The organism is Gemella sp. GH3, from assembly GCF_013415425.1.
GTDB lineage: Bacteria > Bacillota > Bacilli > Staphylococcales > Gemellaceae > Gemelliphila.
Window position 1 is genome coordinate 1 of sequence record NZ_JACBYC010000199.1, and the last position, 23,182, is coordinate 23,182.

Sequence of the window (23,182 nt, forward strand, 5' to 3'; positions counted from 1 at the left end):
GAGTTAATAGATAATACAAATGAAGTAGAAGATGTCTTATATATTGTAAAAAATAATAAACTACTAACTATAAAAAATATAGATAAATTTTTTAACAAAATAAATAATAAAAATGAATTTGAAATAGAACAAGGTATTAATAAAGTTGTTTTCAATAAGACAGAAAATATTAGTTTTTTAACAAAATTAGAAAAATATCTAGACATTTATTATAAAAGAGAGAAAATAAGAGATTTAATATCGAGTTATACTACGCTCTTCTTCTTAATTATAATATTTTTAGCGATTATTATACCAGTATATAATATAGAATTAAGGAATAGTTTAAATTATATTAATAATTTTTTTGAAAACAATCAGATTTTAACTATATTGTTACCTATATTATTAACTGTAATTGGGTCCTTTTTATTAAATACTCTTCAAAAATCATACCTAGATTCAGCTAAAATAAATACAAATATTGAATTTATTATAGCAATTTTAAAAGATAAAATAGAAAATTTTAATAATAATTCTCATAAAGTAACTAGGTACAGAAAAATATATAATAGGAACAAAAAATAAAAAAACATCAGATTTTAAATCTGATGTTTTTTTATTATCTCTTAACCTAAGAGTATTATACTGTTTCGCCACCTCAAGAAGAACCACTTCCAGCAGTACAACCATAGCAATGTAATCCTGTAACTATCTTACGAGATTTTAAAGGATTTTTAGCTAGTTTTTCTACAGTATTTATGTGGCTACTAACTTTTAGTTTCTCTATCATATTAAAGTCACAATCATAAAGAGTTCCATCAGGACCAACAGAAATCATAAATCTACACATAGCATTTGCAACAGTGTCTTCATTATAAGCTTTATATAATTTCATCATGTAATCATTATAAATATTTTCTCTATGTAAAAATTTTGAGAAACGACCTATAGGGTTGTTAGTTATGACGAATAGATTATTGAAGATAATACCAAAATTATTAAATAATTTTTTCTTATATGTTTGTTCTAAAACTTCCTGTTTTGGAGGAAGATAGGCTCCGTTAGGATTGTAAACTAAATTTAAAACTAACTCTTCGTCTTTACCATAGCCAAGTTCATTTAATATTTGTAATGCTTGAATAGATTTAGGAAAGACACCTTTTCCTCTTTGTTTGGCAACTACTTTTTCATTATAATAAGGGAGTGATGCGACAACTTGTACTTTTAATTTTTTGTATAAATTTGGAATATCTTTATAACCCTTAATTGTGAGAATTATCAAATTAGTTCTAACGATTATTGTTTCTGCGTAGTTACTTATTTCCTCTATAAACCACCTAAAATTAGGATTCATTTCAGGAGCACCACCAGTAATATCAATAGTTTTATAATTTCCTATTCTGAATGCCTCTATAATATGATCAAATGTTTCTTTTGTCATATTATTTTTTCTGTGTGGACCTCCATCTACGTGACAATGACTACATACTATGTTGCACAAACTTCCTACGTTAATTTGCATAATACTTGGATTTTCTTGTGTTATTAAATATTCTTTGTTTTGAACCTTTTCATAAAAAGGAGGAATATTGTTTATGTTATTTGTCAAATTAATTACTCCTAATGACTCAGTTTATCTGATAATTCTTTGCTTTGAAGACCAATAGCAAGAGTCATACCTGCTTTCATAGAAGCAGCAACGTGCATTGCTTCAGCAATTTGATCTTGATCACAGCCTTCTTCAAGTAGAGCGTTTGTATATGCTTCTATACAGTAAGGACAAGCTTCTGCCACAGCTACACCAAAAGCAATAAGTGATTTTTCTCTAGTAGTAAGTTCGCCTTCTGCCATAGTATTACTGTAATAATCCAAAAATTTCTTCCATAGTTCAGGAGCATCTTCTCCCAATTTACCTTCACCAAATTGTTGTAAATGTATTTTTTTATAGTATTCAGCCATAGTAGCACCTCCAAAAATATTTATATATATTTTAACATTTTTATAGAAATATTACAATACAACTTTAACGTATGTCTTTATATAACTTTGCGATTTTATTAATGTCTACTCCTTTTTTATACATTCTTTGAAACTTTTTCATCTGCCACATAGTTTTAAGAGGGTGTTTTTTGTATCTTCTGCTAGAAGTAGTTATTCTACTGTCAATTACTTTTATTTTATAACCAGCATTAGTTAAATCTTCTGACAATCTGTAATCTTCCATTATAGGAATGTCTTTAAATCCATTTATTTTTTCAAAAATATATTTTTTAATAAATATTCCTTGATCTCCAAATGCTATATTTTTCTTTTTAACTCTGTAAGTAGATATTTTCTTATTAACAAACATCTTAAAGCCACCAGGATGAAAATTGATTTTAAAACAACCTACATCATAATTACTATTTAAAATTTTTGTTATAGCATTTTTTTCAAGAACACTATCAGCATGAAGAAACCATATAATATTTCCTTTTGATAGTTTTGCACCATAATTCATTTGATTAGCTCGTCCTTTTTTTGCTGATGTGTAGTATTTATAATTAAAATAACTAAGATCTTTTAAAATTTCAATAGTTTTATCAGAACTATTTGCATCAACAAAAATCACTTCACAATCTTTAATATGTTCTAAACAATAAAGATTATAAATGAAGTCGTGTAAAATTTTTTCTTCGTTATAAATAGGTATAATTATAGAAATCATAACGCCTCCTATACATTATTTTATAATAATTATATCATATATTAGCGAATAAAAATAAATTAATATATTATAAAAATTTTTAAGTTAAAACACACCTTGAAAATTTTATATTATCAACTGTATTACTTATTTTTAAAATTTTATAACTACAAAAATAAATTAAGTCTATACTATCGACAAAGAAACTACTTTCATAATATAATGTAATAAAAGATAACGATAACAAACTGTATTATTTAAAATAATTCTCAAAATATAACAATTATAAATTAATTGTTTTTAAAATTTATTTTTAAATATATTGTAAAATAAAATTAATTTAAATTATTTTGAGGTATATTTATTTAATTAAGTAAATAAAGAGGAATATATTATTATAAATTTAAATTATTACTGGCCAGTATTTTTATATATTTTGATAGTATTATTTTACTTATATTTTAATATTTATATAAAAAGGAGTGTCATAAGATGGCAAAAGTAAAAGAAGTAACAATAAACCCAGTAGAAGAAGTAAATGTGCTAGTAGAGAAAGCACAAGAAGCGTTATCGAAGTTCTTAGAAGAAATAAAAGAACAAGAGAAAATAGATGAGATAGTGCAAAAAGTAGGATGTCCAATGGCATTCAAAGAGCATGATGCTTTTGCAAAATCAGGAATTGGCTTTAAAGAATATAAAGCTAGCTTAGAAAAACTGGCATGAAGATTAATGTACACCAGCTAATCCATGTCTTGCGATGATTAAAGATATGGAAGGAATTATGGAAGCAGCTTGGGATGGTTACGGAGAGAAAAAATTCGTAGAAAAAAATCCATATTAATAACAAGCTAAAACGCGCTCTTTTACTAAATAAAAATATAATAAAAGTCTAATTCCATAGATTTAAGTAATTAGATTCCATTAATATATAAAAACATTCTAATTTACAACAAAGTTAAATTAGAATATTTTTTATTTAAAATCTATATAAATTTTAAGTTCCTTTACAATAAATTAAATACAGTTTCTTAAATATATTTGATATGTATATTTTAGTTAACTTATAAAATAAATATACTATTCTTCTCATAGAAAAAAACTACTCTAAATTATTTAGAGTAGTTTTTTTCTATTATTTAAATTCTATAGTATCAATTCTTACTGATGGACCCATAGTAGTAGTAACAGCTACAGACTTAAAGTAAGTACCTTTAGCTGCTGCAGGTTTAGCTTTAGTTAAAGCATCTAGCACTGCGTTAAAGTTTTCTACTAAGTCTTCTGCTGAGAATGAAACTTTACCGATTGGAGTGTGAACAACACCTGCTTTTTCTGCACGGTATTCAACTTTACCAGCTTTGATTTCATTAACAGCTTTTGTAACGTCCATAGTTACTGTACCAGTTTTAGGGTTTGGCATTAAACCTTTAGGTCCTAAAAGACGTCCGATTTTACCAACTTCTCCCATCATATCTGGTGTAGCAACGATTACATCAAAGTCGAACCAACCTTGTTGTATTTTAGTAATATATTCACCTTGTCCAACGTAATCAGCTCCAGCAGCTTCAGCTTCAGCTGCTTTGTCACCTTTAGCGAATACAAGAACTTTAGCTGTTTTACCAGTTCCTTTAGGTAAAACTACAGCTCCACGAACTTGTTGATCATTTTTACGAGTATCAATTCCTAAACGGAATGCTACTTCTACAGTTGCGTCGAAGTTTACAACGCTAGTTTTTTTAGCTAATTCAATTGCTTCTAGTACTGAATATAGTTTAGAAGAATCAACTAATTTAGCCGCTTCAAGATATTTTTTACCTTTTTTTGCCATTTTATTTCTCCTCCTATTCAGATACTAAGATACCCATACTACGTGCAGTACCTTCAATCATACGCATTGCAGCTTCAACAGATGCTGCATTTAAATCTTCCATTTTTAATTCTGCAATTTCTTGCACTTGTGCTTTAGTAACTGTAGCAACTTTATCACGGTTAGGAACTGAAGATCCTTTGTCAATTTTAGCCGCTTTTTTCAGTAATACTGGAGCAGGTGGTGTTTTAGTAACAAATGTAAATGAACGATCTTCATATACAGAAATTACTACAGGTATAATTAAACCTGCTTGGTCTTGTGTACGAGCATTGAATTCTTTACAGAATCCCATGATGTTAACACCAGCTTGACCTAACGCTGGACCAACCGGTGGAGCTGGATTAGCTTTTCCTGCTGGTACTTGTAACTTAACTACTTTTATAACTTTTTTAGCCACGATAAAACCTCCTATTTATTTTTCGTGATGTGGTCATATTTGAGTAACACTATTACTCTCCCACTCAAACAAGTTGTATTTTTACATACTTGTCTATTATAACATAAAATAAATTTAATGCAAGTATTTATGCAAGTATTTTTATTTAATTTTTAAATAATTATATAATTTTCATAATAGGTTTGTGATGTTGACTTTTTTGAGTTATTATTGTAGAATTTAATAAGTGACATTTGTTATAAAACTATGTCAAATAAATAAGTGTGAGAGGTTGCTAATGTTAATATTTTACATTATTGCAACTTTACTTGTTGGGCTTTTATTAGGATATATAGTTGCCAAAGATTCTATTCAAAAAAAATTGATTCAGTCAAAACAAGATGCCGAGCATATTGTTAATGAAGCTAAAAAAGAAGCAAAATATATTTCAGAAAAAGAACTATTGATTGCCAAAAATGAAGCTAAGGAAATAGTTACTTTAGCTAATAAAGAAATAGAGTTTAAAAAACAAGATATTCAAAAACAAGAGGATAGACTTATTCAAAAAGAATCTACTTTGGAAAGGCAAGCAGAGTTAATTAATAAAAAAGATGAGCTTATAAGTTCTCGTGAACAAAAAGTAGAAGAAAAAATTCAATCTTTAGAGATTAAAAGTAATGAAGTGGATGAGTTGAAAATTCAACAAGAACAAGAGTTGCAAAGAATTGCAAATCTGACAGAAGAACAAGCTCGAGAAGAAATAATGACTTCATTAGAGGAAGATATGGCTAGAGAAACTGCTATATATATTCGAAATAGGGAAGTTGAAGCAAAAGATATAGCTGATAGACGTGCTAAAGAGTTAATAGTACAGTCAATGCAAAAGTTTGCAGCTGATGTAGTTAGTGAAACAACTGTTTCTGTAGTTAATTTACCATCAGATGATATGAAAGGAAGAATAATAGGTAGGGAAGGTCGTAATATACGTACTCTAGAGACATTAACTGGTGTGGATTTAATAATTGATGATACACCAGAAGCAGTAATATTATCTGGTTTTGATCCTATACGACGTGAAATAGCTAAGTCTGCTATTGATATGTTGATAGGAGATGGTAGAATTCATCCGTCTAAAATAGAAGAAGCTGTTGATAAAGCTAGAAAGAATATGGATCAAACGATTCGTGATATAGGAGAGCAAGCTACATTTGATTTAGGGATTCATAATATGCATCCTGATTTGATAAAAATACTAGGAAAAATGAAGTATAGAACTAGTTACGGGCAAAATGGATTGCAACACTCTATAGAAGTTGCGTATATATCAGGGCTAATTGCTGGAGAATTAGGTCTTGATGTTCAATTAGCAAGAAGAGCAGGACTACTACACGATATAGGAAAAGCTATTGATCACGAGATAGAGGGATCACATGTTGAAGTGGGAGTATCATTAGCTACTAAATATAAAGAATCATCTGTTGTTATAAATGCAATAGCATCTCATCATGGAGATTTTGAAGCTACTAACCCTATTTCTGTAATAGTGGCGACAGCAGATGCATTATCAGCTTCACGTCCAGGTGCTAGAAGAGAGTCATTGGAAAATTATATCAAGAGATTAGAAAAACTTGAGGAAATAGCTAATGAACATAAGGGTGTTGAGAAAACATATGCTATTCAAGCAGGCCGAGAGATTAGAGTAATAGTTAATCCAGAAGAAGTTGATGATACTAGATCTTATAAGATTGCTAAAGAAGTACGTAATAAAATAGAGGAAACTATGCAGTATCCTGGTAATATAAAAGTAAATGTAATTCGAGAAGTTCGAGCAGTTAAAATTGCAAGATAAAATAAAAGGTAGTTAGGAAATATTTCTTAGCTATCTTTTATTTTTAGAATTTAAAGTATGGCGAAATTTCTATTTTAATATTATAATAGTAGAAAATATTATTAATATCATTGAATAACATAAGAAAGAGAGGACTAATGAAAAATTTAGTATTATGTGAAAAACCTTCGGTAGCACGTGATATTGCTAGGAATATAGGTGCTACCAAAAGCATAAATGGTTGTTTAGAGGGTGATAAATATGTTGTAACTTGGGCATTAGGACATTTAGTTACTCTGCAAACACCAGATAAATATAAAGAGTTTAAAAATATAAAATTAGAAAATTTACCTATGATTCCCAAAAATATGAAAACAGAAATAATAGGTAAAACGTATAAACAGTATAAAATAATAGAACAAGCTGTTAATAGAAAAGATATTAAAGAAATTATTATTGCTACAGATGCTGGACGTGAGGGAGAATTAGTGGCTAGATATATTTTAGAAAAAGCCAAAAATAAGAAAAAAACAAAAAGGTTGTGGATTTCATCTGTAACAGATAAAGCGATAAAAGAAGGATTTAGAAATCTAAAAGATGGTGAGGCATACGATGGTCTTTACAATTCTGGAGTGGCAAGAGCAAATGCTGATTGGTTGGTAGGAATAAATGCCTCGCGAGCATTAACTTTAAAATATAATGCATTTTTAAATTGTGGACGAGTCCAAACTCCTACAATTCAAATGGTAAAATCTAGAGAAGATAGAATAAAAAACTTTGTACCTAAAGATTATTTTAATTATGAATGTAAACTAGATAATATTACTTTTACTTCTAGTGATAGTGATTATGATGAAAAAAATGCTCTTAAATTTGTAAAAGATTACAATAACAAAGAAATAAGAGATTTTAAGAAAAATATTTCAGAAAAAACTAGTTCTCCTAAACCGTTATATAACTTAACAGATATTCAGCAGGCTGCTAGTAATTTATATAAACTATCTCCAAAGCAAACTTTAAGTATATTGCAGTCTCTGTATGAACGCAATAAAATATTAACATACCCGAGAACTGATAGTAGATACTTAACTAGTGATATAGCTTCGACTATTAATGATAGAATTTATGCTGTTATGGGTAGTGATTATGGGAATATAGCTAAAAAGATTTTGAATCAAAAAAATCTTTCTACTAAAAGAATGATAAATAATTCTAAGGTTACAGATCATCATGCTATTATACCTACAGAAGAAAAGCCAAACTTTCTTGCATTAACTGATTTAGAACATAAAATTTATATGCTTGTAGTTAGGAGATTTTTAGAAAACTTATTACCTAATTGTGAATACAAGCAATTAACAATGAGTTTTAAATTAGGAAATAAGTTGTTTAAGTATAATACCATAAAAATAGATGCGCTAGGTTACAAAGTATTTGAAGAACAAAATTATAATGATTTTGGTAATATTAGTAGTAAAAATATTAAAGATCTGAAGTTATTAAAAAAACATACTACGCCCCCTAGTTATTTTACAGAGGGATCCCTAATATATGCTATGGAGAATCCTTTTGATTATGTTGAAAGTCAAGAAGAAAAGAAAATATTGAAAAATACTAATGGAATAGGTACTGTAGCTACTAGAGCAGACATTTTAGATAAACTGTTTAATAATGATTATTTATTATTAGATGGGGATAAAATTAAAACTACTAATAAAGCTAAACAGCTACTTAATCTAGTTCCTAGTAAATTAAAAAGTCCATCTTTGACAGCTACTTGGGAAAAACAACTAGATGATATAGCTAAAAATAAATTAACAAAAGATAAATTTTTGAAAGATATAAAATCTTATACTTATGAATTTATAACAGAAATTAAAGATAGTACCGATAAATTTAAACATTCAAATATAAGCGGTAAGAGATGTGATAAGTGTGAAAGTTTTATGTTAGAGATTGAGAGAAAAGGAACTAAAATCTTAAAATGTTCTAATATAGGGTGTAATAATAAAAAAGTTATAAGTAGAGTTACAAATTTAAGATGCAGTACCTGTCATAAAAAGATGACATTATTTGGTAACGGCGATAATGCAACTTACAGATGTATTTGTGGAAATTCTATGAAACAAAAAGAAGTTGACAAGAAGATAAAAGAAACAAAAAAAGAAAAAGCTAGTTACAAAGATATTAAAAAATATATGAAAAAAGATGATTTAGTAAATAATCCGTTAAAAGATAAATTAAAAAATTTGAAATTATAATATAGTAAAGGAGATAATAAACGATGAAAAAGTATGATTATATAGTCATAGGTGGAGGAAGTGGAGGAATCGCTTCTGTAAATAGAGCAGCGATGTACGGAAAAAAATGTCTTCTGATAGAAGGAAATAAACTAGGAGGTACATGTGTTAATGTTGGATGTGTTCCTAAAAAAGTTATGTGGTATACATCACAAATATCAGAAGCAGTTAACTTATATGCTAGTGATTATGGTTTTGATTTAAAAGTAAATGAATTTAATTTTGAAACTATGGTAAAAAATAGAACGGCATATATAGACAGAATACAACAAGCATATAGAAATGGTTTGAATAATAACAGTGTTGATGTTGTTTATGGATACGCAAAATTCGTTAATAACAATACTGTGGAAGTCAATGAAGAAAAATACACTGCAGAACATATTTTAATAGCTACTGGTGGAGATTCTATTATTCCTGATTTATCTGGTGCTGAATATGGTATTACATCTAATGAAGTATTTGAAATGAAGAGCCTTCCTAATAGAATTGCTTTTGTGGGAGCAGGATATATAGCTGTGGAGATGGCAGGAGTTTTTAACTCTTTAGGAGCTAAAACACATTTATTTGTCAGAAAACATTCTCCTCTAAGAAATTTTGATAGTACAATAGTTTCTACCCTAACGGGAATAATGGAAAATGATGGTGTAAATATACATACTTTTGCAAATATAGAAAAAGTAATAAAAAATAATGATGATAGTTTAACTATATTATTAGCTAGTGGAGAAGAAGTTACAGTTGATTGTTTAGTTTGGGCTATAGGTAGAAAACCTGTAGTTGAAAATTTAAATCTAGAAGTAACGGATGTTAAACTTGATAGCAGAGGATATATAGAGGTAGATAAATATCAAAATACTACAGCAAAAGGCATTTATGCAGTAGGAGACATTATAGGAAAAATTGATCTTACACCTGTTGCTGTTGCTGCAGGAAGAAGATTATCAGAAAGATTATTTAATAATAAGAAAGATGAACATTTAGATTATAACCTTGTTCCAACTGTTGTGTTTAGTCATCCAGCAATAGGTACTATAGGACTTACAGAAGAAGAAGCTATAACTAAATACGGAGAAGAGAATGTAAAAATTTATAAATCATCTTTTACACCTATGTATAGTGCTATTACAAAACATAGACAACCTAGTGTTATGAAATTAATCTGTTTAGGATCAGAAGAGAAAATTATAGGGCTTCACGGAATAGGTTATGGCGTTGATGAAATGATTCAAGGATTTGCAGTAGCTATAAAAATGGGAGCAACAAAGAAAGATTTTGATAATACAGTAGCAATTCATCCAACAGGAGCGGAAGAGTTTGTAACTATGAGATAAAAAAAGATATCAGAGTTTTACTCTGATATCTTTTTTTTATCTTTTTTGAATGTATTAAAAAATTTTTTGAATATAAATCCAGTACCTTGTCCACATAAACTTGCTAAAATATATATGATAGCATATATTGCAATATCAAAATTTAGCAAAATTAAGCAAGTAGAAAAATAAAATATACCTATTAAAATTGAAAATGAGTAACTAAAATCTTCTTTGTAGTAAGAAAATAATAATGATATTGTAAAGTTTATTAACGGAAAAATTATTAATAATAATATAATCAATACTTGAGAACTATTATCAAAAATATAGTATGTAATTGGTAATGTAATAAATAAAAATAAAGAAAATAATAAAAATGGTATTTTCTCAAGATGTTTTTTCATTAAAATTATTCCTCCTAAATATATTCAAAATTCTATCACAATATTAATTTTATTACAAATATTATTTCTTTAGCTTAATTGATTTTTTGTAAGCATTATGATAATATAGTATTATATTACAATACGATTATGTGAGGAATAGATATGAAATTTTTTATAGATACAGCGAATGTAGAAGATATAAAATTAGCTTATGATTTAGGAGTTATTTGTGGAGTTACTACAAATCCATCATTAATAGCAAAAGAAGGTAGAGATTTTAAAGAAGTTATTAATGAGATAGCTAATATAGTAGATGGACCTATTAGTGGAGAAGTTAAAGCAACTACTGAATTAGCAGAAGATATGGTTGAAGAAGCAAGAGAAATTGCTAAGATACATCCTAATATGGTTGTTAAAATTCCACTTACAGCAGAAGGATTAAAGGCTACAAATATTTTATCTAAAGAAGGTATAAAAACTAATGTAACTTTAATTTTTAGTGCTAACCAAGCATTACTTGCTGCTAGAGCAGGAGCAACATACGTTTCACCATTTTTAGGTAGACTTGACGATATTTCACAAGATGGTCTGAACTTAATAGCAGATATTGTAACTATATTTAGGGAAAATAATATTGATTCAGAGATTATAGCAGCTAGTGTTAGAAATCCTATTCATGTTTTAGAGTGCGCAAAATTGGGATGTGATATTGCAACAGTCCCATATAAAGTTATTGAACAAATGATAAAACATCCATTGACTGATAAGGGATTAGAAGCTTTTAAAGCTGATTATCTAAAGGTATTTGGAGAATAATTATTAATATATAAGTATTTAAAATTAATTATAGGGGTCTGTTAAGAAATCTTTATTATTACATTATGATAAGTTTCTTTTCGCTCCTATAATTTTATATTTAGGAGGATAAATGGTAGGAAAATTTATTACTATAGAGGGTTCAGAAGGTTCTGGTAAAACTACAATAAGTAAATTTTTATTTGAATATATAACTAGCTTAGGAATAAAAGTAATTTTGACTAGAGAACCGGGAGGTGTACCGGTAAGTGAAAAAATAAGAGATATTATTTTGCATGAAGATATTGATTATCGAACAGAGGCATTACTTTTTGCAGCTAGTAGACGTGAACACATAGTAAAAAAAATATTACCTCATCTAAAGCAAGGTTATATAGTTTTATGTGATCGCTTTGTAGATAGTTCATTAGCCTATCAAGTTTATGGTAGAGGATTAGAAGAGAAAGATGTAGTTTCAATAAATGATTATGCTACAGAATTAACTAAACCAGATAAAACATTTTATCTTGATGTAAATGTTGATAAAGGTCTTGAGAGAATAGAAAATCGTCAACATAACAATAAAATGGATAATGAGCATAATGAGTTTTATGTAAAAGTAAAGCAAGGGTATGATTCTATTGCTGCTAAAAATAGTGATAGGGTAATAAAAATTAATGCAAATAATGATATAGAGTTAGTAAAAGAAGAAATAGTAGAAAAAATAAATTTACTTCTAAAAAAATGGAATTGTTTATAAATTATGAATGAAGTTACTAATAAATATTTAACTAATGTTTTAAAACATAATAAATTATCTCACGCTTATATGTTTGTAGGTACAAATAATGATGAGATTGATGAATATGTTTTAAGTTTTGTAAAAGCAATTTGTTGTGAAAATAATGATAATAAAAGTTTTTACAGTTGTGAAAATTGTAAAACTTGTAAGCAAATTAATAAAAATAATTATATAGATTTTTTAATTTTTGGTGAAAAAGAGTCAATAAAAAAACAAGATATTATTAATCTAAAACAGGAATTAAGTGTAAAAGCCGTAGTAAATAAGAAGATATATTGGCTAAAAAATATAGATAATGTTACCAAGCAGGCAGCTAATAGTCTCTTGAAAATATTAGAAGAACCAGAAGATAATATAATAGCAATTTTGACAACAACTAATGTAATGGCGATAATGGATACTTTAATTTCTAGATGTCAAGTAATAAATGTTACAGGCAGTGTTAATGATGATTTAGATGAAAGTATTTCCGAGATGAAAGTATTTATAAGGGAATTTTTGAGGAAATATAAAACAAATAAAAACTTAGCCGCCATAGATTTACTTGAAAAATTAAAAAATAAAGAGGATATTGAAAAATTTTTCAAATTAATGTTGTTTTACTTAGATAGGCTAAGGGTTAATGATAATAATATAATTAAGGATATGTTAATTATCTACTCTGAAGCTTTATCTGCTAAGAAGTCATTGGAGATGAATGTAGCACCAGTATTAATTTTAGAAAATTTTATTTTTAAGCTTATTCTTAGAGATTGTAATTTAGATTTTTTAGAAGTATAAAATTCTAATATATTAAAGTTTAGTTATTTTATTAAGGAGGATGTCATATGAATAAAATAATAGGCACTTCTATTTATGATAAATTTGGAGTGTATTATATACGCATAGATAGTAATTTAAACCTTAATGTTAATGACAAAGTGATTGTTTCTGATAATTTTAGTATTCATTTAGCTGAGGTTATATCTTGTGATTTAGTAGCAGAAGAAGATGTTTATTTAGATAATTATAATTTTTTAAGGGTTGCTGATAATGATGATATTCAAAAATATGAACAAAATAAATCAAAAATAACTGTTACAAAGAATATAGTAAGAGATACTGCGAAATTGTTAGATTTAGATATTGAGGTTATTTCAGCTTCTTATTCTCTTGACAATAAAAAGCTTTATGTAGCTTATTATAGTGAAAATCGTGTAGATTTTAGAGAATTACTAAAAGAATTGGCAATTATATTTAAACTGAAAATAGAGCTATATCAAGTTTCAGATAGAGAATATAGTAAAGTTTTGGGAGGTATCGGGCCTTGTGGGAAACCTATTTGCTGTAGTACATTGTTGAATGACTTTTGTCAAGTATCAATAAAAATGGTAAAAGAACAAAATCTTAACTTAAATATGTCTAAAGTAAATGGTTTGTGTGGTAAGTTAAAATGTTGTTTACAATATGAGAATGATTTTTATATGAAATTATCTGAATCTTTACCTAATATAGGAGAAAATATTGTTTATAAAGATATTAATTATATAGTTGAAGATATTGAACCTATGAAAGAAATAGTTATTGCCAAAAATGAAGAAACAGGAAGTTACACAAATATAAGCATAACAGAGTTTATTGAGGAATATAGATAAATGAAGCAGCATATAGAAAGAATAGATAATTTATCAAAAAATTATAAAATTATACAATTAGAAGATCATTATAGTGTATCTACAGATACTTATTTATTGGCTGACTTTGTTAATGTGTCTAAGAGTAATAAAAAGAATATAGTAGAACTTTGTAGCGGAAATGGTGCAATTTCAATTTTGCTTAGAGAAAAAACAGAATCTCATATAACTATGGTAGAAATTCAGAAACAATTGGTGGATCTTAGTATTAGAAATGTTGAATACAATAAGTTAAATAATATTACTTGTTTACAAGGTGATATAAAAAAGGTGAAAAATGATTTTTCTCCGTCATCATTCGATATAGTTATATGCAATCCACCATATTTTCCTGTGAATAATATGCCAAGTATGAAACTAAAGACGAACCATAGTATATCACGCCATGAAATACTTTGTAATTTATCAGATGTAATTAATTCGATAAAATATTTATTAAAACAAAACGGAAAGTTCTTTTTGGTTCATAGAAGTTATCGCTTGGCAGATATTTTAAATGAATGCAAAAAATACGGATTAGGGATAAAAAGAATACGTTTTGTCTACAGTAAGAAAAGCAGTGAAAATAGCAAAACAGTTTTAGTAGAGGGTAGTGTCTCAAAGGTTAGTGATATAAAAATAGAACAACCTTTTTATATTTATAATGAAGATAATAGTTATACAGAAGAAATGAAGAAAGTTTATGGAATTGAGTAAAGAAAATTGTTTTTATACTTATATTTTGTGTTGTAAAGATAATAGTTTATATACAGGCTATACCACAAATTTATTATATAGAATCAAGAATCATAATTTGAAAAAAGGTGCAAAATATACTAGAGGAAGAACACCAGTAAAGTTAGTTTATTATGAATTTTTTGATAATAAAAGTGAAGCATTAAAAAAAGAGCATTTAATTAAAAAATTTACAAAGACTCAGAAAATAAATTATATTAATACTAATATTACTCAAGAAATAAAAAACAATATAGAAAAAATTAATGAGGAGTTGAAAGAATGTTATATTTAGTAGCAACACCAATAGGAAATTTAGAAGATATTACGTATAGAGCCTTGAGAATATTGAATGAAGTTGATATTATAGCGTGTGAAGATACAAGAAATACCCAAAAATTATTATCTCATTTTGAAATAAAAAATAAAAAACTTATAAGTTATCATGAGCATAATGAAGAAAATTCTAGTAATAAGTTATTAGAGTATTTGCATGATGGATTAGATGTAGCATTGGTTTCAGATGCAGGTTTACCTTGTATTTCAGATCCAGGGTATATATTGGTAAAGAAGTGTCGTCAACAGAATATTAAAGTTATAGCATTACCAGGAGCTAATGCAGGACTTACAGCATTAATATCTAGCGGTATAGAGTCTTATAATTATTCTTTTTACGGTTTTCTCCCTAGGAAAAAATCTGAATTAGAGTTACGATTGAAATCCATTTTAGAGCAAAATACAACATCAATTATCTACGAGTCTCCACATAGAATAAGAAATGTAGTTGAAGTTTTGTCTGAATTAGAATCTCAAAGAATAATATCTATTGCAAGAGAACTTACAAAAATGTACGAGCAAATAGAAACAGATAGTGTAGAAAATATTTTATTAAAATTTGATGCCGAACAGATAAAATTAAAAGGTGAGTTTGTTTTGATAATATCTCCTTCACAAATTGTAGAAGAAAAAATTAGTAATGAAAAATTATTATTAGAAGTAGTATCTTTAGTAGAAACAGGTATGAAAAATTCAGAAGCAATAAAAACAGTAGCTAAAAAATATAATATCAGTAAACGAGAGGTATATAATTTGTATCATGAGAAATATTAAAGGATTAGTTATTATTAATATTTTAATTGTTATTTCACTTGTAATATTATATTTGCGGCTTTTTTCTGAATTTTATTTGATATTAATTATTTCTATCCTAATGTCTATAAATATTTATTGGATATATCAAAAAAGTAATACTTTTGATGAAAATGAAATTAAGAAAAAAATAATTTTGCATAAAATAAAAAATTCTTTATCAGTAATATTAGGATATAGTGATGCTTATAATGATAATTTAATAACGAAACAACAATTAGATGAGCAATTAAATCAAGAAATAAAAAATGTAATTGATATTATAAAAGAAGAAACGTATAATTCAAAGAAATAGTTTTTATTTGACTAAGAAGTCATCCTGTGCTATACTTGTTTGTAAGATAAATATTAACCTAAAGAGTGGTGGATTTTAATTCTCCGCTCTTTTATGTTGGATAGAAAGAGGTGTGTTATGAATTTAGTTTCTAAAGTAAAAGAAATTGCATTAGAGAAAATAAAAGATACAGAATATAGTTTGTATGATGTTGAATATGTTAAAGAAGGAACAGAATATTTTTTACGAATATATTTTGACAAAAATGGTAATCTGAGTCTTGATGATTGTGTTTTTCTTAGCGAAATTATGGCAGAAGAGCTAGATAATAAAGATTTAATTTCTGATAAGTATTATCTTGAAGTAAGCTCTCCTGGAATAGAAAGAGAGCTAAGAAATATTGAAGAAATTCAAGAATCTATTGGGAAATATATTTATGTAAAAACTTATGAAAAGCATAATAACCAAAAAGAATTTTATGGAGATTTGAAATCTGTAGGTGATGAAAATATAACTATAGAATATCGTGATAAAGCACGAATAAAAACAATAACATTAGGATATAAACAAATTGCAAAAATAAGACTAGCAGTTAAATTTTAGTATTAAAAAGGAGATAAAAAAATGAGCAAGGCTTTGCTTAAAGCAATTGATGTAATAGAAACAGAAAAAGGAATATCAAGAGAAATATTATTTGAAGCTATAGAGATGGCATTATTATCTGCATACAAGAAAAATTTTAATGCTTCAAAAAATGTTAGAGTAGATTTTAATAGAACTACAGGAGAGTATAAGTTTATTATCAGAAAAGACGTTGTAGAAGAAGTTTATGATGATAGAATTGAATATGCTTTAGAAGATGCTCTAAAAGTTAATCCAGCTTATGAAGTAGGTGATATTTTTGAGGAAGTAGATATACCTAGCGATTTTGGACGTGTAGGAGCACAAGCAGCTAAGCAGGCACTTATGCAAAGGTTACATGACGCAGAAAAAGAAATCCTTTACAATGAATATATAGAATATGAAGGGGAAATAAGAGACGGTTATGTTGACAGAGTTGATTCTCGTTATGTATATGTTAAATTAGGTAAAATTGAAGCTATATTAGGAGAGAATGAAAGAGTTCCAGGAGAAGAATATATCCCTCAAACTCCAATCAAAGTTTATATAGCTAGGGTAGATAATCCTTCAAGAGGAAGTAAACCACACGTGTTAGCTTCAAGATCTCATCCAGAATTTATTAAAAGATTGTTTGAACAACAAGTTCCAGAAATCTTTGACGGTATAGTAGAAGTTAAGAGTGTATCTCGTGAAGCGGGAGAAAGAACGAAAATAGCAGTTCATTCAGAAGATAGTAATGTAGACGCTGTTGGATCTTGTGTAGGTCCTTCAGGAAGTAGAGTTAATCAAATTTTAAATGAATTAAATGGTGAAAAGATAGACATAGTACCTTGGGATAAAGACATAGAAAAATTTATAACAAACTCTTTAGCCCCAGCTAAAGTACTAAACATCTCAATAGATGAAGATAATAAAGTAGCTAATGTAGAAGTAGCAGAAGATCAATTATCTTTAGCTATAGGTAAAAAAGGTCAAAATGTACGTCTTGCTGCAAAATTAACAGGTTGGAAAATAGATATAAAAACTACAGAAAAGTAAGAGGAGCATTAATTATGAAGAAAAGAAAAATACCAAATAGAAAATGTATACTTACAAATGAAATGTATCCTAAAAAAGATTTAATAAGAATAGTTAAAAATAAAGAAGGAGAAATTTCTGTAGATATTACTGGAAAAAAATCTGGTAGAGGAGCTTATGTAGTTTCAGATTTAGTAGTCATAGAAAATGCACAAAGTAAAAAATCTTTAGAAAAATTTTTTGGTGTAACATCAGAAGAGATGGAACCAATATATAAAGAAATAATAAGATTAATATATAGAAAGTCGATACCTACAAAGTAATGAAAAAAGCATTGAATTTATTAGGTCTTATGGTAAGAGCTGGTAAAGTAGTTACAGGAGAAGACTTGATAATAAAAAGTATAAGAGAAGATAAACTGAACCTATTATTGATAGCTATAGATTGTGGAAAAAACACAACTAAAAAGCTTTGTGATAAAGCAGAATATTATAATGTAAAAGTTTTAACTTGTTTCACTACGGAAGAAATTAGTAATGCAATAGGAAAAAATAATAGAGTAGCTATAGGAATAACAGACATAGGTTTTAGTAGAAAACTAGTAGAAATAGTGAATCAAGGGGGATTTATTGATGATGGAAAAGATTAGAGTACACGAATATGCCAAAAAAGTAGAAAAATCTTCAAAAGAAATTATTAAATTGTTGAAAGAAAAAGGTATAGAAGTAAATAGTCATATGGCAATGTTGACTGAAGAAGGCTTCAATAAATTGGAAAAAATCTTTAATAAAGAGAAAATTAAAGAAGAAACTAAATCAAAAAATAAAAATAACAAGTCTAACAATGTAGTTGGAGAAACTAAAGAAAAAAGCAAAAATAAAAAGAAAAAAATAAAAAAAGAAAAAAATAGAAAAAATAATAAACAACAGCCTGCTATGATAGAAGTTCCTACAGAAGAAAGTATTAGTGAAGATACTATACTAGTAAAAGAAGGAATGACTGTTGGAGATTTAGCTAATGTTCTTTCTGTTCCAGCTACAGAATTAGTTAAAAAGATGTTTGTTGAATTGAAGATAATGGTTAATATTAATCAATCATTAACATTAGAGCAAATAGAATTAATAGCTATGGATTATGGAAAAGAAATCCAACAAGAAATAGAAATAAATAAAGAAGATTTAGACGTTTATTTTGAAGTAGAAGAAGATGAAAAAGATACTAAAGTTCGTCCACCAATAGTTACAATAATGGGACACGTTGATCACGGAAAGACTACATTATTAGATACAATTAGAAATTCAAAAGTTACTTCAGGAGAAGCAGGGGGAATAACTCAACATATAGGAGCATATCAAGTAAGAGCTAATGATAGAAAAATTACATTCTTAGATACTCCTGGACACGCAGCATTTACTACTATGAGAGCTCGTGGAGCCAAAGTTACAGATATAACTATTTTAGTTGTTGCAGCAGACGACGGTGTTATGCCTCAAACTATTGAAGCAATAAATCATGCTAGAGCAGCAGAAGTACCTATAATTGTAGCTGTAAATAAAATGGATAAGCCACAAGCTAATCCAGAAAAAGTTATGGGCGAATTAGCAGAAAGAGGATTAATGCCAGAAGACTGGGGTGGAGATACTATTTTTGTTTCTATTTCAGCACTTCAAGGAGAAGGTATTGATGAATTGTTAGAAATGGTTCTTCTAGTGGCAGATATGCAAGAAATAAAAGCTAATCCAAATAGATTAGCACTAGGAACAGTAATTGAAGCAAAACTAGACAAAGGTCGTGGGACAGTAGCAACATTATTAGTACAAAGTGGAACATTAAATGTTGGAGATCCTATAGTTGTAGGGAATACATTTGGACGTGTAAGAGCTATGATTAACGACAGAGGAAAAAATATAAAAATTGCTAAACCATCTACACCAGTAGAGATAACAGGATTACAAGATGTACCTAATGCTGGAGATAAATTTGTAGTATTTGGAGATGAAAAAACAGCTCGTCAAATCGGAGAAACTAGACAACAGCAATATATTGAAAGTCAACGTCAAAATAATTCAGCAGTTTCATTAGATACATTATTTGAACAGATGAAACAAGGGGAAATGAAAGATTTAAATGTTATTATTAAAGCAGATGTTCAAGGATCAGTAGAGGCATTAGCTATGTCACTTGCTAAAATAGATGTTGATGGGGTTAATGTTCGTATAATTCATACTGGAGTAGGTGCTATTAATGAATCAGATATTACATTAGCTTTAGCTTCTAATGCAGTAGTTATAGGTTTCAACGTTAGACCAGACAATAATGCAAAACAAATGGCACAGACTGAGCAAGTAGATATAAGATTACATAGTATTATCTATAAAGTAATTGAAGAAATAGAATCTGCTATGACAGGACTTTTAGATCCAGAATTTAAAGAAAAAGTAATTGGATTAGCAGAAGTACGTCAAGTCTATAAAGTTTCTAAAGTAGGAACAATAGCAGGAGCATACGTAACAGAAGGAAAAGTATCTCGAGACGGAAAAGTTAGAGTAATTCGAGATAGTGTAGTAATTTATGAAGGAGAAATAGATACACTACGCAGATTTAAAGATGATGTAAAAGAAGTACAAAGTGGATATGAGTGTGGTATGACTGTAGAAAATTATAATGATATTCGAGAAGGCGATGTTTTTGAAGTGTTCATTATGGAAGAAGTTAACAGATAAGAAAGGATTAATATGTCAGAATTAAGAGCAAATAGGCTTGGAGAACAAATAAAAAAAGAAATAACATATATTTTATCCACTAAAGTTAAAAATCATGATTTAGGATTTTTAACAATAACAGAGGTAAGATTAACAGGAGATTACTCACAAGCAAAAGTTTACTATACTGTTCTTGGTGGAGAAAAAGAAAAACAAAAAACTAAAGAATCACTAGCTAAAATAAAAGGATTTGTAAAATCAGAAGTAGCTAAGAAAATAAAAATAAGAAAATTTCCAGAATTAATATTTACTTATGATACTACTAGTGAATATGCAATGCATATAGAAAGTTTAATAGCTAGTGTTAATAAAGGAGAAAAATAATGTTACAAGTAACAAATTTAGGTTTGCGTTTTGCAGACAGAAAATTGTTTGAAGATGTCAACATAAAGTTTACTAATGGAAACTGTTATGGACTTATAGGAGCTAACGGAGCAGGGAAAACCACATTTTTAAAAATTTTATCAGGAGAAATTGACTCACAACAAGGACACGTATCACTAGGTAAAGGTGAACGCCTAGCAGTTTTACGCCAAAATCATTTTGCATACGAAGAACATAAAGTAATAGATGTAGTAATGATGGGACACGAGAAATTGTGGGATGTAATGAACAAAAAAAATGCAATTTACATGAAAGATCCATTTACAGAAGAAGACGGTATAATAGCAGCAGAATTAGAAGGTGAATTTGCTGAAATGGACGGTTGGAATGCAGAAAGTGATGCAGCTCAATTACTAGAAGGATTAGGTATATCAAGTGATATTCATTACTCTTTAATGAGTGAGCTTGATAATTCACAAAAGGTAAAAATATTGTTAGCTCAAGCTTTATTTGGAAATCCAGATGTGTTATTATTAGATGAGCCTACTAACGGTTTAGATATAGCAGCTATACATTGGTTAGAAGAATTTTTAATAAATTTTGAAAATACAGTAATAGTAGTGAGTCACGATAGACATTTCTTAAATAATGTATGTACACATATTTGTGATTTAGACTTTGGGAAAATACAATTATATGTAGGTAACTATGATTTCTGGTATCAATCTAGTCAATTAGCTAGAAGAATGTTAGAAGATTCTAATAAGAAAAAAGAAGAAAAAATAAAAGAATTACAGGATTTTATTGCACGATTTTCTGCTAATGCTTCGAAATCTAAACAAGCTACAAGTAGAAAGAAAATGCTAGATAAAATTACTTTAGATGATATTAAGCCTAGTAGTAGAAGATATCCGTACGTTAGATTTACACCAGATAGAGAGATAGGTAATGATTTACTAATAGTAGATAATATTAGTAAAACTATAGATGGGAAAGAAGTATTAAAAAATGTAAGTTTTACAGTTAACCCTAACGATAAAGTTATCTTATTAGGAGATGAAGTTGCTAAAACAACTTTATTAAAAATATTAGCAGAAGAAATAGAACCAGATAGTGGAACTATAAAATGGGGAATAACTACTTCTAGAAGTTATATGCCAAAAGACAATACACCTTATTTTGAAGGTCTTAGATTATCACTAGTAGAGTGGCTTCGTCAATATTCCTCTCCAGAGGAAGAGGCTGAGGCATATTTACGTTCGTTTTTAGGTAGAATGCTATTCTCTGGAGAAGAAGCACTAAAAAGAGCACACGTTCTTTCTGGTGGAGAGAAAATGCGTTGTATGTTATCAAAAATGATGTTATCAAAAGCTAATGTAATCTTATTAGACGAACCAACAAATCATTTGGATTTAGAGTCTATTACTGCAGTAAACGAAGGTATAATACAATTTAAAGGGTCTGTATTCTTTACTTCACACGATTATGAGTTTATACAAACAATTGCTAATAGAGTTGTAGAAATTCAAGAAGAGGGTGGAGCAATTAATAAAGAAATGGACTATGAAAATTACCTTAAATTTAAAGGTGTAATTAAGTAGAACATTAATTAACATTTAATAAAATTGTACGAAAGATATAAAACTCTTTCGTACAATTATATAAGTATATTTTATTTAAATATTAAATTCTAGGTTAGAAAATACTTCATTGGTAATATTCACAATAGTTGATATTTCTTCTTTTGAAAATCTATCAAAAGAAATAGAATCAATATCTAGGAGAGCAATAACATTATTGTTTTTTATTATTGGTACTACTAATTCACTATTAGTGCTACTATCGCAAGCTATGTGACCAGAAAATTTATGAACATCAGGTACATATGTAAATTTCTTAGTAGTGTAACAATGCCCACAAACACCCTTATCAAAAGGTATTCTAACACAGGCTACATTACCTTGAAAAGGACCTAGAACTAGATTGTTTTTTTCGTCATCAACTAAGTAAAATCCAACCCAATTTGTATCAGGTAAATATGATTTGTATAAAGCTGATAAGTTAGATAAATTAGCTACTAAATTATTTTCATCAGATAATAAACTTTTTGCCTGAGCAATAAAAATATTTTTATCATTTATAATATTCATAATAACACCTCAAATTACTTTTTTTCAATTATTGCACATAATTGAAAAAAAATAAAGTATTTTAAATAGAAAACGATTACACTTAAAAAATAAATATATTTCAATAATTTGTAATAAATTAAATTTGAGAGTTGTTCTTCATATGAATAATTTATTAAGG

The 23,182-nt window shown here is 27.8% G+C and carries 26 protein-coding genes and 1 pseudogene; 20 read left to right on the forward strand and 7 right to left on the reverse strand.

Annotation, left to right across the window (positions count from 1 at the left end; translation table 11 throughout):
- The coding region (locus tag HZY83_RS07110) for a hypothetical protein (protein WP_179943351.1) at positions 1-567 on the forward strand (567 nt) is incomplete at its 5' end.
- A 73-nt stretch (positions 568-640) separates the two neighbouring features.
- On the opposite strand, the gene arsS is transcribed toward HZY83_RS07110, so the two are convergent.
- The 3 genes from arsS to HZY83_RS07125 all read right to left on the reverse strand — a co-directional run bounded on the left by arsS (position 641) and on the right by HZY83_RS07125 (position 2,689).
- Positions 641-1,591: an arsenosugar biosynthesis radical SAM (seleno)protein ArsS gene (gene arsS / locus HZY83_RS07115; protein WP_228098473.1), complete on the reverse strand. Its 951-nt coding sequence runs from the start codon at positions 1,589-1,591 to the stop codon at positions 641-643.
- An 11-nt stretch (positions 1,592-1,602) separates the two neighbouring features.
- Complete coding sequence (locus HZY83_RS07120; RefSeq protein ID WP_179943352.1) at positions 1,603-1,941, reverse strand: arsenosugar biosynthesis-associated peroxidase-like protein; 339 nt, start codon at positions 1,939-1,941, stop codon at positions 1,603-1,605.
- Between the two features lie 64 nt (positions 1,942-2,005).
- The gene (locus tag HZY83_RS07125; protein WP_179943353.1) at positions 2,006-2,689 is read right to left on the reverse strand and encodes a TIGR04283 family arsenosugar biosynthesis glycosyltransferase; all 684 of its coding nucleotides are present in this window, start codon (positions 2,687-2,689) and stop codon (positions 2,006-2,008) included.
- Between the two features lie 471 nt (positions 2,690-3,160).
- On the opposite strand from HZY83_RS07125, the gene HZY83_RS07130 reads away from it, so the two are divergent.
- The gene (locus tag HZY83_RS07130) at positions 3,161-3,391 is read left to right on the forward strand and encodes a hypothetical protein (protein WP_179943354.1); all 231 of its coding nucleotides are present in this window, start codon (positions 3,161-3,163) and stop codon (positions 3,389-3,391) included.
- Between the two features lie 409 nt (positions 3,392-3,800).
- Here the strand turns inward: HZY83_RS07130 and rplA are convergent, their stop codons facing one another.
- Together rplA and rplK are read right to left on the reverse strand one after the other, a co-directional pair.
- Complete coding sequence (gene rplA / locus HZY83_RS07135) at positions 3,801-4,493, reverse strand: 50S ribosomal protein L1 (protein WP_179943355.1); 693 nt, start codon at positions 4,491-4,493, stop codon at positions 3,801-3,803.
- Between the two features lie 13 nt (positions 4,494-4,506).
- Positions 4,507-4,932 carry a 50S ribosomal protein L11 gene (gene rplK, locus HZY83_RS07140; protein WP_179943356.1) on the reverse strand — a complete coding sequence of 142 codons (426 nt, stop codon included), beginning with the start codon at positions 4,930-4,932 and terminating at the stop codon, positions 4,507-4,509.
- A gap of 277 nt (positions 4,933-5,209) precedes the next feature.
- Between rplK and rny the strand changes: the two genes are divergently transcribed.
- The 3 genes from rny to gorA all read left to right on the forward strand — a co-directional run bounded on the left by rny (position 5,210) and on the right by gorA (position 10,373).
- On the forward strand, positions 5,210-6,760 hold the full coding sequence (gene rny, locus HZY83_RS07145; protein ID WP_179943357.1) for a ribonuclease Y: 1,551 nt from the start codon (positions 5,210-5,212) through the stop codon (positions 6,758-6,760).
- 137 nt (positions 6,761-6,897) lie between these two features.
- Positions 6,898-9,000, forward strand: a complete 2,103-nt coding sequence (locus HZY83_RS07150) for a DNA topoisomerase 3 (protein WP_179943358.1) — start codon at positions 6,898-6,900, stop codon at positions 8,998-9,000.
- Positions 9,001-9,023: 23 nt separating this feature from the next.
- Positions 9,024-10,373 carry a glutathione-disulfide reductase gene (gene gorA, locus HZY83_RS07155; protein WP_179943359.1) on the forward strand — a complete coding sequence of 450 codons (1,350 nt, stop codon included), beginning with the start codon at positions 9,024-9,026 and terminating at the stop codon, positions 10,371-10,373.
- Positions 10,374-10,390: 17 nt separating this feature from the next.
- Here the strand turns inward: gorA and HZY83_RS07160 are convergent, their stop codons facing one another.
- Positions 10,391-10,759: a hypothetical protein gene (locus HZY83_RS07160; protein WP_179943360.1), complete on the reverse strand. Its 369-nt coding sequence runs from the start codon at positions 10,757-10,759 to the stop codon at positions 10,391-10,393.
- Positions 10,760-10,903: 144 nt separating this feature from the next.
- On the opposite strand from HZY83_RS07160, the gene fsa reads away from it, so the two are divergent.
- From fsa to HZY83_RS07235, 15 genes and pseudogenes are all read left to right on the forward strand, one after another.
- The gene (gene fsa / locus HZY83_RS07165) at positions 10,904-11,557 is read left to right on the forward strand and encodes a fructose-6-phosphate aldolase (protein WP_179943361.1); all 654 of its coding nucleotides are present in this window, start codon (positions 10,904-10,906) and stop codon (positions 11,555-11,557) included.
- A 112-nt stretch (positions 11,558-11,669) separates the two neighbouring features.
- Entirely contained in the window at positions 11,670-12,296 is a 627-nt protein-coding gene (gene tmk, locus HZY83_RS07170; RefSeq protein WP_179943362.1) for a dTMP kinase, read from the forward strand.
- Positions 12,297-12,299: 3 nt separating this feature from the next.
- On the forward strand, positions 12,300-13,118 hold the full coding sequence (locus HZY83_RS07175) for a DNA polymerase III subunit delta' (protein ID WP_179943363.1): 819 nt from the start codon (positions 12,300-12,302) through the stop codon (positions 13,116-13,118).
- 47 nt (positions 13,119-13,165) lie between these two features.
- Complete coding sequence (locus tag HZY83_RS07180; RefSeq protein ID WP_179943364.1) at positions 13,166-13,972, forward strand: PSP1 domain-containing protein; 807 nt, start codon at positions 13,166-13,168, stop codon at positions 13,970-13,972.
- Entirely contained in the window at positions 13,973-14,707 is a 735-nt protein-coding gene (locus HZY83_RS07185; RefSeq protein WP_179943365.1) for a tRNA1(Val) (adenine(37)-N6)-methyltransferase, read from the forward strand.
- Positions 14,694-14,945, forward strand: a pseudogene (locus HZY83_RS07190) (GIY-YIG nuclease family protein); the annotation flags it as partial. The gene HZY83_RS07185 and the pseudogene HZY83_RS07190, both read left to right, overlap by 14 nt.
- A gap of 62 nt (positions 14,946-15,007) precedes the next feature.
- The gene (gene rsmI / locus HZY83_RS07195) at positions 15,008-15,835 is read left to right on the forward strand and encodes a 16S rRNA (cytidine(1402)-2'-O)-methyltransferase (protein WP_179943367.1); all 828 of its coding nucleotides are present in this window, start codon (positions 15,008-15,010) and stop codon (positions 15,833-15,835) included.
- Complete coding sequence (locus tag HZY83_RS07200) at positions 15,822-16,169, forward strand: hypothetical protein (protein ID WP_179943368.1); 348 nt, start codon at positions 15,822-15,824, stop codon at positions 16,167-16,169. The genes rsmI and HZY83_RS07200 overlap by 14 nt, the downstream gene beginning before the upstream one ends.
- 117 nt (positions 16,170-16,286) lie before the next feature.
- Positions 16,287-16,751 (forward strand): ribosome maturation factor RimP, encoded by a 465-nt coding sequence (gene rimP / locus HZY83_RS07205; protein ID WP_179943369.1) that lies wholly within the window; start codon positions 16,287-16,289, stop codon positions 16,749-16,751.
- Positions 16,752-16,772: 21 nt separating this feature from the next.
- Positions 16,773-17,807 carry a transcription termination factor NusA gene (gene nusA, locus HZY83_RS07210; RefSeq protein WP_179943370.1) on the forward strand — a complete coding sequence of 345 codons (1,035 nt, stop codon included), beginning with the start codon at positions 16,773-16,775 and terminating at the stop codon, positions 17,805-17,807.
- Positions 17,808-17,821: 14 nt separating this feature from the next.
- The gene (gene rnpM, locus HZY83_RS07215) at positions 17,822-18,109 is read left to right on the forward strand and encodes an RNase P modulator RnpM (protein WP_218925371.1); all 288 of its coding nucleotides are present in this window, start codon (positions 17,822-17,824) and stop codon (positions 18,107-18,109) included.
- The gene (locus tag HZY83_RS07220) at positions 18,109-18,435 is read left to right on the forward strand and encodes a L7Ae/L30e/S12e/Gadd45 family ribosomal protein (protein WP_179943371.1); all 327 of its coding nucleotides are present in this window, start codon (positions 18,109-18,111) and stop codon (positions 18,433-18,435) included. Before rnpM ends, HZY83_RS07220 begins: the two co-directional genes overlap by 1 nt.
- Positions 18,422-20,509 (forward strand): translation initiation factor IF-2, encoded by a 2,088-nt coding sequence (infB, locus tag HZY83_RS07225; RefSeq protein WP_179943372.1) that lies wholly within the window; start codon positions 18,422-18,424, stop codon positions 20,507-20,509. The genes HZY83_RS07220 and infB overlap by 14 nt, the downstream gene beginning before the upstream one ends.
- A gap of 12 nt (positions 20,510-20,521) precedes the next feature.
- A complete protein-coding gene (gene rbfA / locus HZY83_RS07230) occupies positions 20,522-20,872 on the forward strand; it encodes a 30S ribosome-binding factor RbfA (protein WP_179943373.1) in 351 nt (116 codons plus the stop codon).
- Positions 20,872-22,473, forward strand: a complete 1,602-nt coding sequence (locus HZY83_RS07235; protein WP_179943374.1) for an ABC-F family ATP-binding cassette domain-containing protein — start codon at positions 20,872-20,874, stop codon at positions 22,471-22,473. The genes rbfA and HZY83_RS07235 overlap by 1 nt, the downstream gene beginning before the upstream one ends.
- Positions 22,474-22,548: 75 nt before the next feature.
- Here the strand turns inward: HZY83_RS07235 and HZY83_RS07240 are convergent, their stop codons facing one another.
- The gene (locus tag HZY83_RS07240) at positions 22,549-23,022 is read right to left on the reverse strand and encodes a GAF domain-containing protein (RefSeq protein WP_179943375.1); all 474 of its coding nucleotides are present in this window, start codon (positions 23,020-23,022) and stop codon (positions 22,549-22,551) included.
- Positions 23,023-23,182: the final 160 nt, after the last annotated feature.

What these genes read in the sequence shown, in the direction of transcription:
- rplA (WP_179943355.1), bottom strand. Translation starts at nt 4,493, where the DNA reads ATGGCAAAAAAAGGTAAAAAATATCTTGAAGCGGCTAAATTAGTTGAT.
- HZY83_RS07150 (WP_179943358.1), top strand. Translation starts at nt 6,898, where the DNA reads ATGAAAAATTTAGTATTATGTGAAAAACCTTCGGTAGCACGTGATATT.
- gorA (WP_179943359.1), top strand. Translation starts at nt 9,024, where the DNA reads ATGAAAAAGTATGATTATATAGTCATAGGTGGAGGAAGTGGAGGAATC.
- tmk (WP_179943362.1), top strand. Translation starts at nt 11,670, where the DNA reads ATGGTAGGAAAATTTATTACTATAGAGGGTTCAGAAGGTTCTGGTAAA.
- infB (WP_179943372.1), top strand. Translation starts at nt 18,422, where the DNA reads ATGGAAAAGATTAGAGTACACGAATATGCCAAAAAAGTAGAAAAATCT.
- HZY83_RS07240 (WP_179943375.1), bottom strand. Translation starts at nt 23,022, where the DNA reads ATGAATATTATAAATGATAAAAATATTTTTATTGCTCAGGCAAAAAGT.
- HZY83_RS07200 (WP_179943368.1), top strand. Translation starts at nt 15,822, where the DNA reads ATGAGAAATATTAAAGGATTAGTTATTATTAATATTTTAATTGTTATT.
- nusA (WP_179943370.1), top strand. Translation starts at nt 16,773, where the DNA reads ATGAGCAAGGCTTTGCTTAAAGCAATTGATGTAATAGAAACAGAAAAA.
- HZY83_RS07160 (WP_179943360.1), bottom strand. Translation starts at nt 10,759, where the DNA reads ATGAAAAAACATCTTGAGAAAATACCATTTTTATTATTTTCTTTATTT.
- HZY83_RS07220 (WP_179943371.1), top strand. Translation starts at nt 18,109, where the DNA reads ATGAAAAAAGCATTGAATTTATTAGGTCTTATGGTAAGAGCTGGTAAA.
- HZY83_RS07120 (WP_179943352.1), bottom strand. Translation starts at nt 1,941, where the DNA reads ATGGCTGAATACTATAAAAAAATACATTTACAACAATTTGGTGAAGGT.
- rbfA (WP_179943373.1), top strand. Translation starts at nt 20,522, where the DNA reads ATGTCAGAATTAAGAGCAAATAGGCTTGGAGAACAAATAAAAAAAGAA.
- HZY83_RS07125 (WP_179943353.1), bottom strand. Translation starts at nt 2,689, where the DNA reads ATGATTTCTATAATTATACCTATTTATAACGAAGAAAAAATTTTACAC.
- rny (WP_179943357.1), top strand. Translation starts at nt 5,210, where the DNA reads ATGTTAATATTTTACATTATTGCAACTTTACTTGTTGGGCTTTTATTA.
- rimP (WP_179943369.1), top strand. Translation starts at nt 16,287, where the DNA reads ATGAATTTAGTTTCTAAAGTAAAAGAAATTGCATTAGAGAAAATAAAA.
- HZY83_RS07130 (WP_179943354.1), top strand. Translation starts at nt 3,161, where the DNA reads ATGGCAAAAGTAAAAGAAGTAACAATAAACCCAGTAGAAGAAGTAAAT.
- rsmI (WP_179943367.1), top strand. Translation starts at nt 15,008, where the DNA reads ATGTTATATTTAGTAGCAACACCAATAGGAAATTTAGAAGATATTACG.
- rnpM (WP_218925371.1), top strand. Translation starts at nt 17,822, where the DNA reads ATGAAGAAAAGAAAAATACCAAATAGAAAATGTATACTTACAAATGAA.
- HZY83_RS07235 (WP_179943374.1), top strand. Translation starts at nt 20,872, where the DNA reads ATGTTACAAGTAACAAATTTAGGTTTGCGTTTTGCAGACAGAAAATTG.
- HZY83_RS07180 (WP_179943364.1), top strand. Translation starts at nt 13,166, where the DNA reads ATGAATAAAATAATAGGCACTTCTATTTATGATAAATTTGGAGTGTAT.
- HZY83_RS07175 (WP_179943363.1), top strand. Translation starts at nt 12,300, where the DNA reads ATGAATGAAGTTACTAATAAATATTTAACTAATGTTTTAAAACATAAT.
- HZY83_RS07185 (WP_179943365.1), top strand. Translation starts at nt 13,973, where the DNA reads ATGAAGCAGCATATAGAAAGAATAGATAATTTATCAAAAAATTATAAA.
- fsa (WP_179943361.1), top strand. Translation starts at nt 10,904, where the DNA reads ATGAAATTTTTTATAGATACAGCGAATGTAGAAGATATAAAATTAGCT.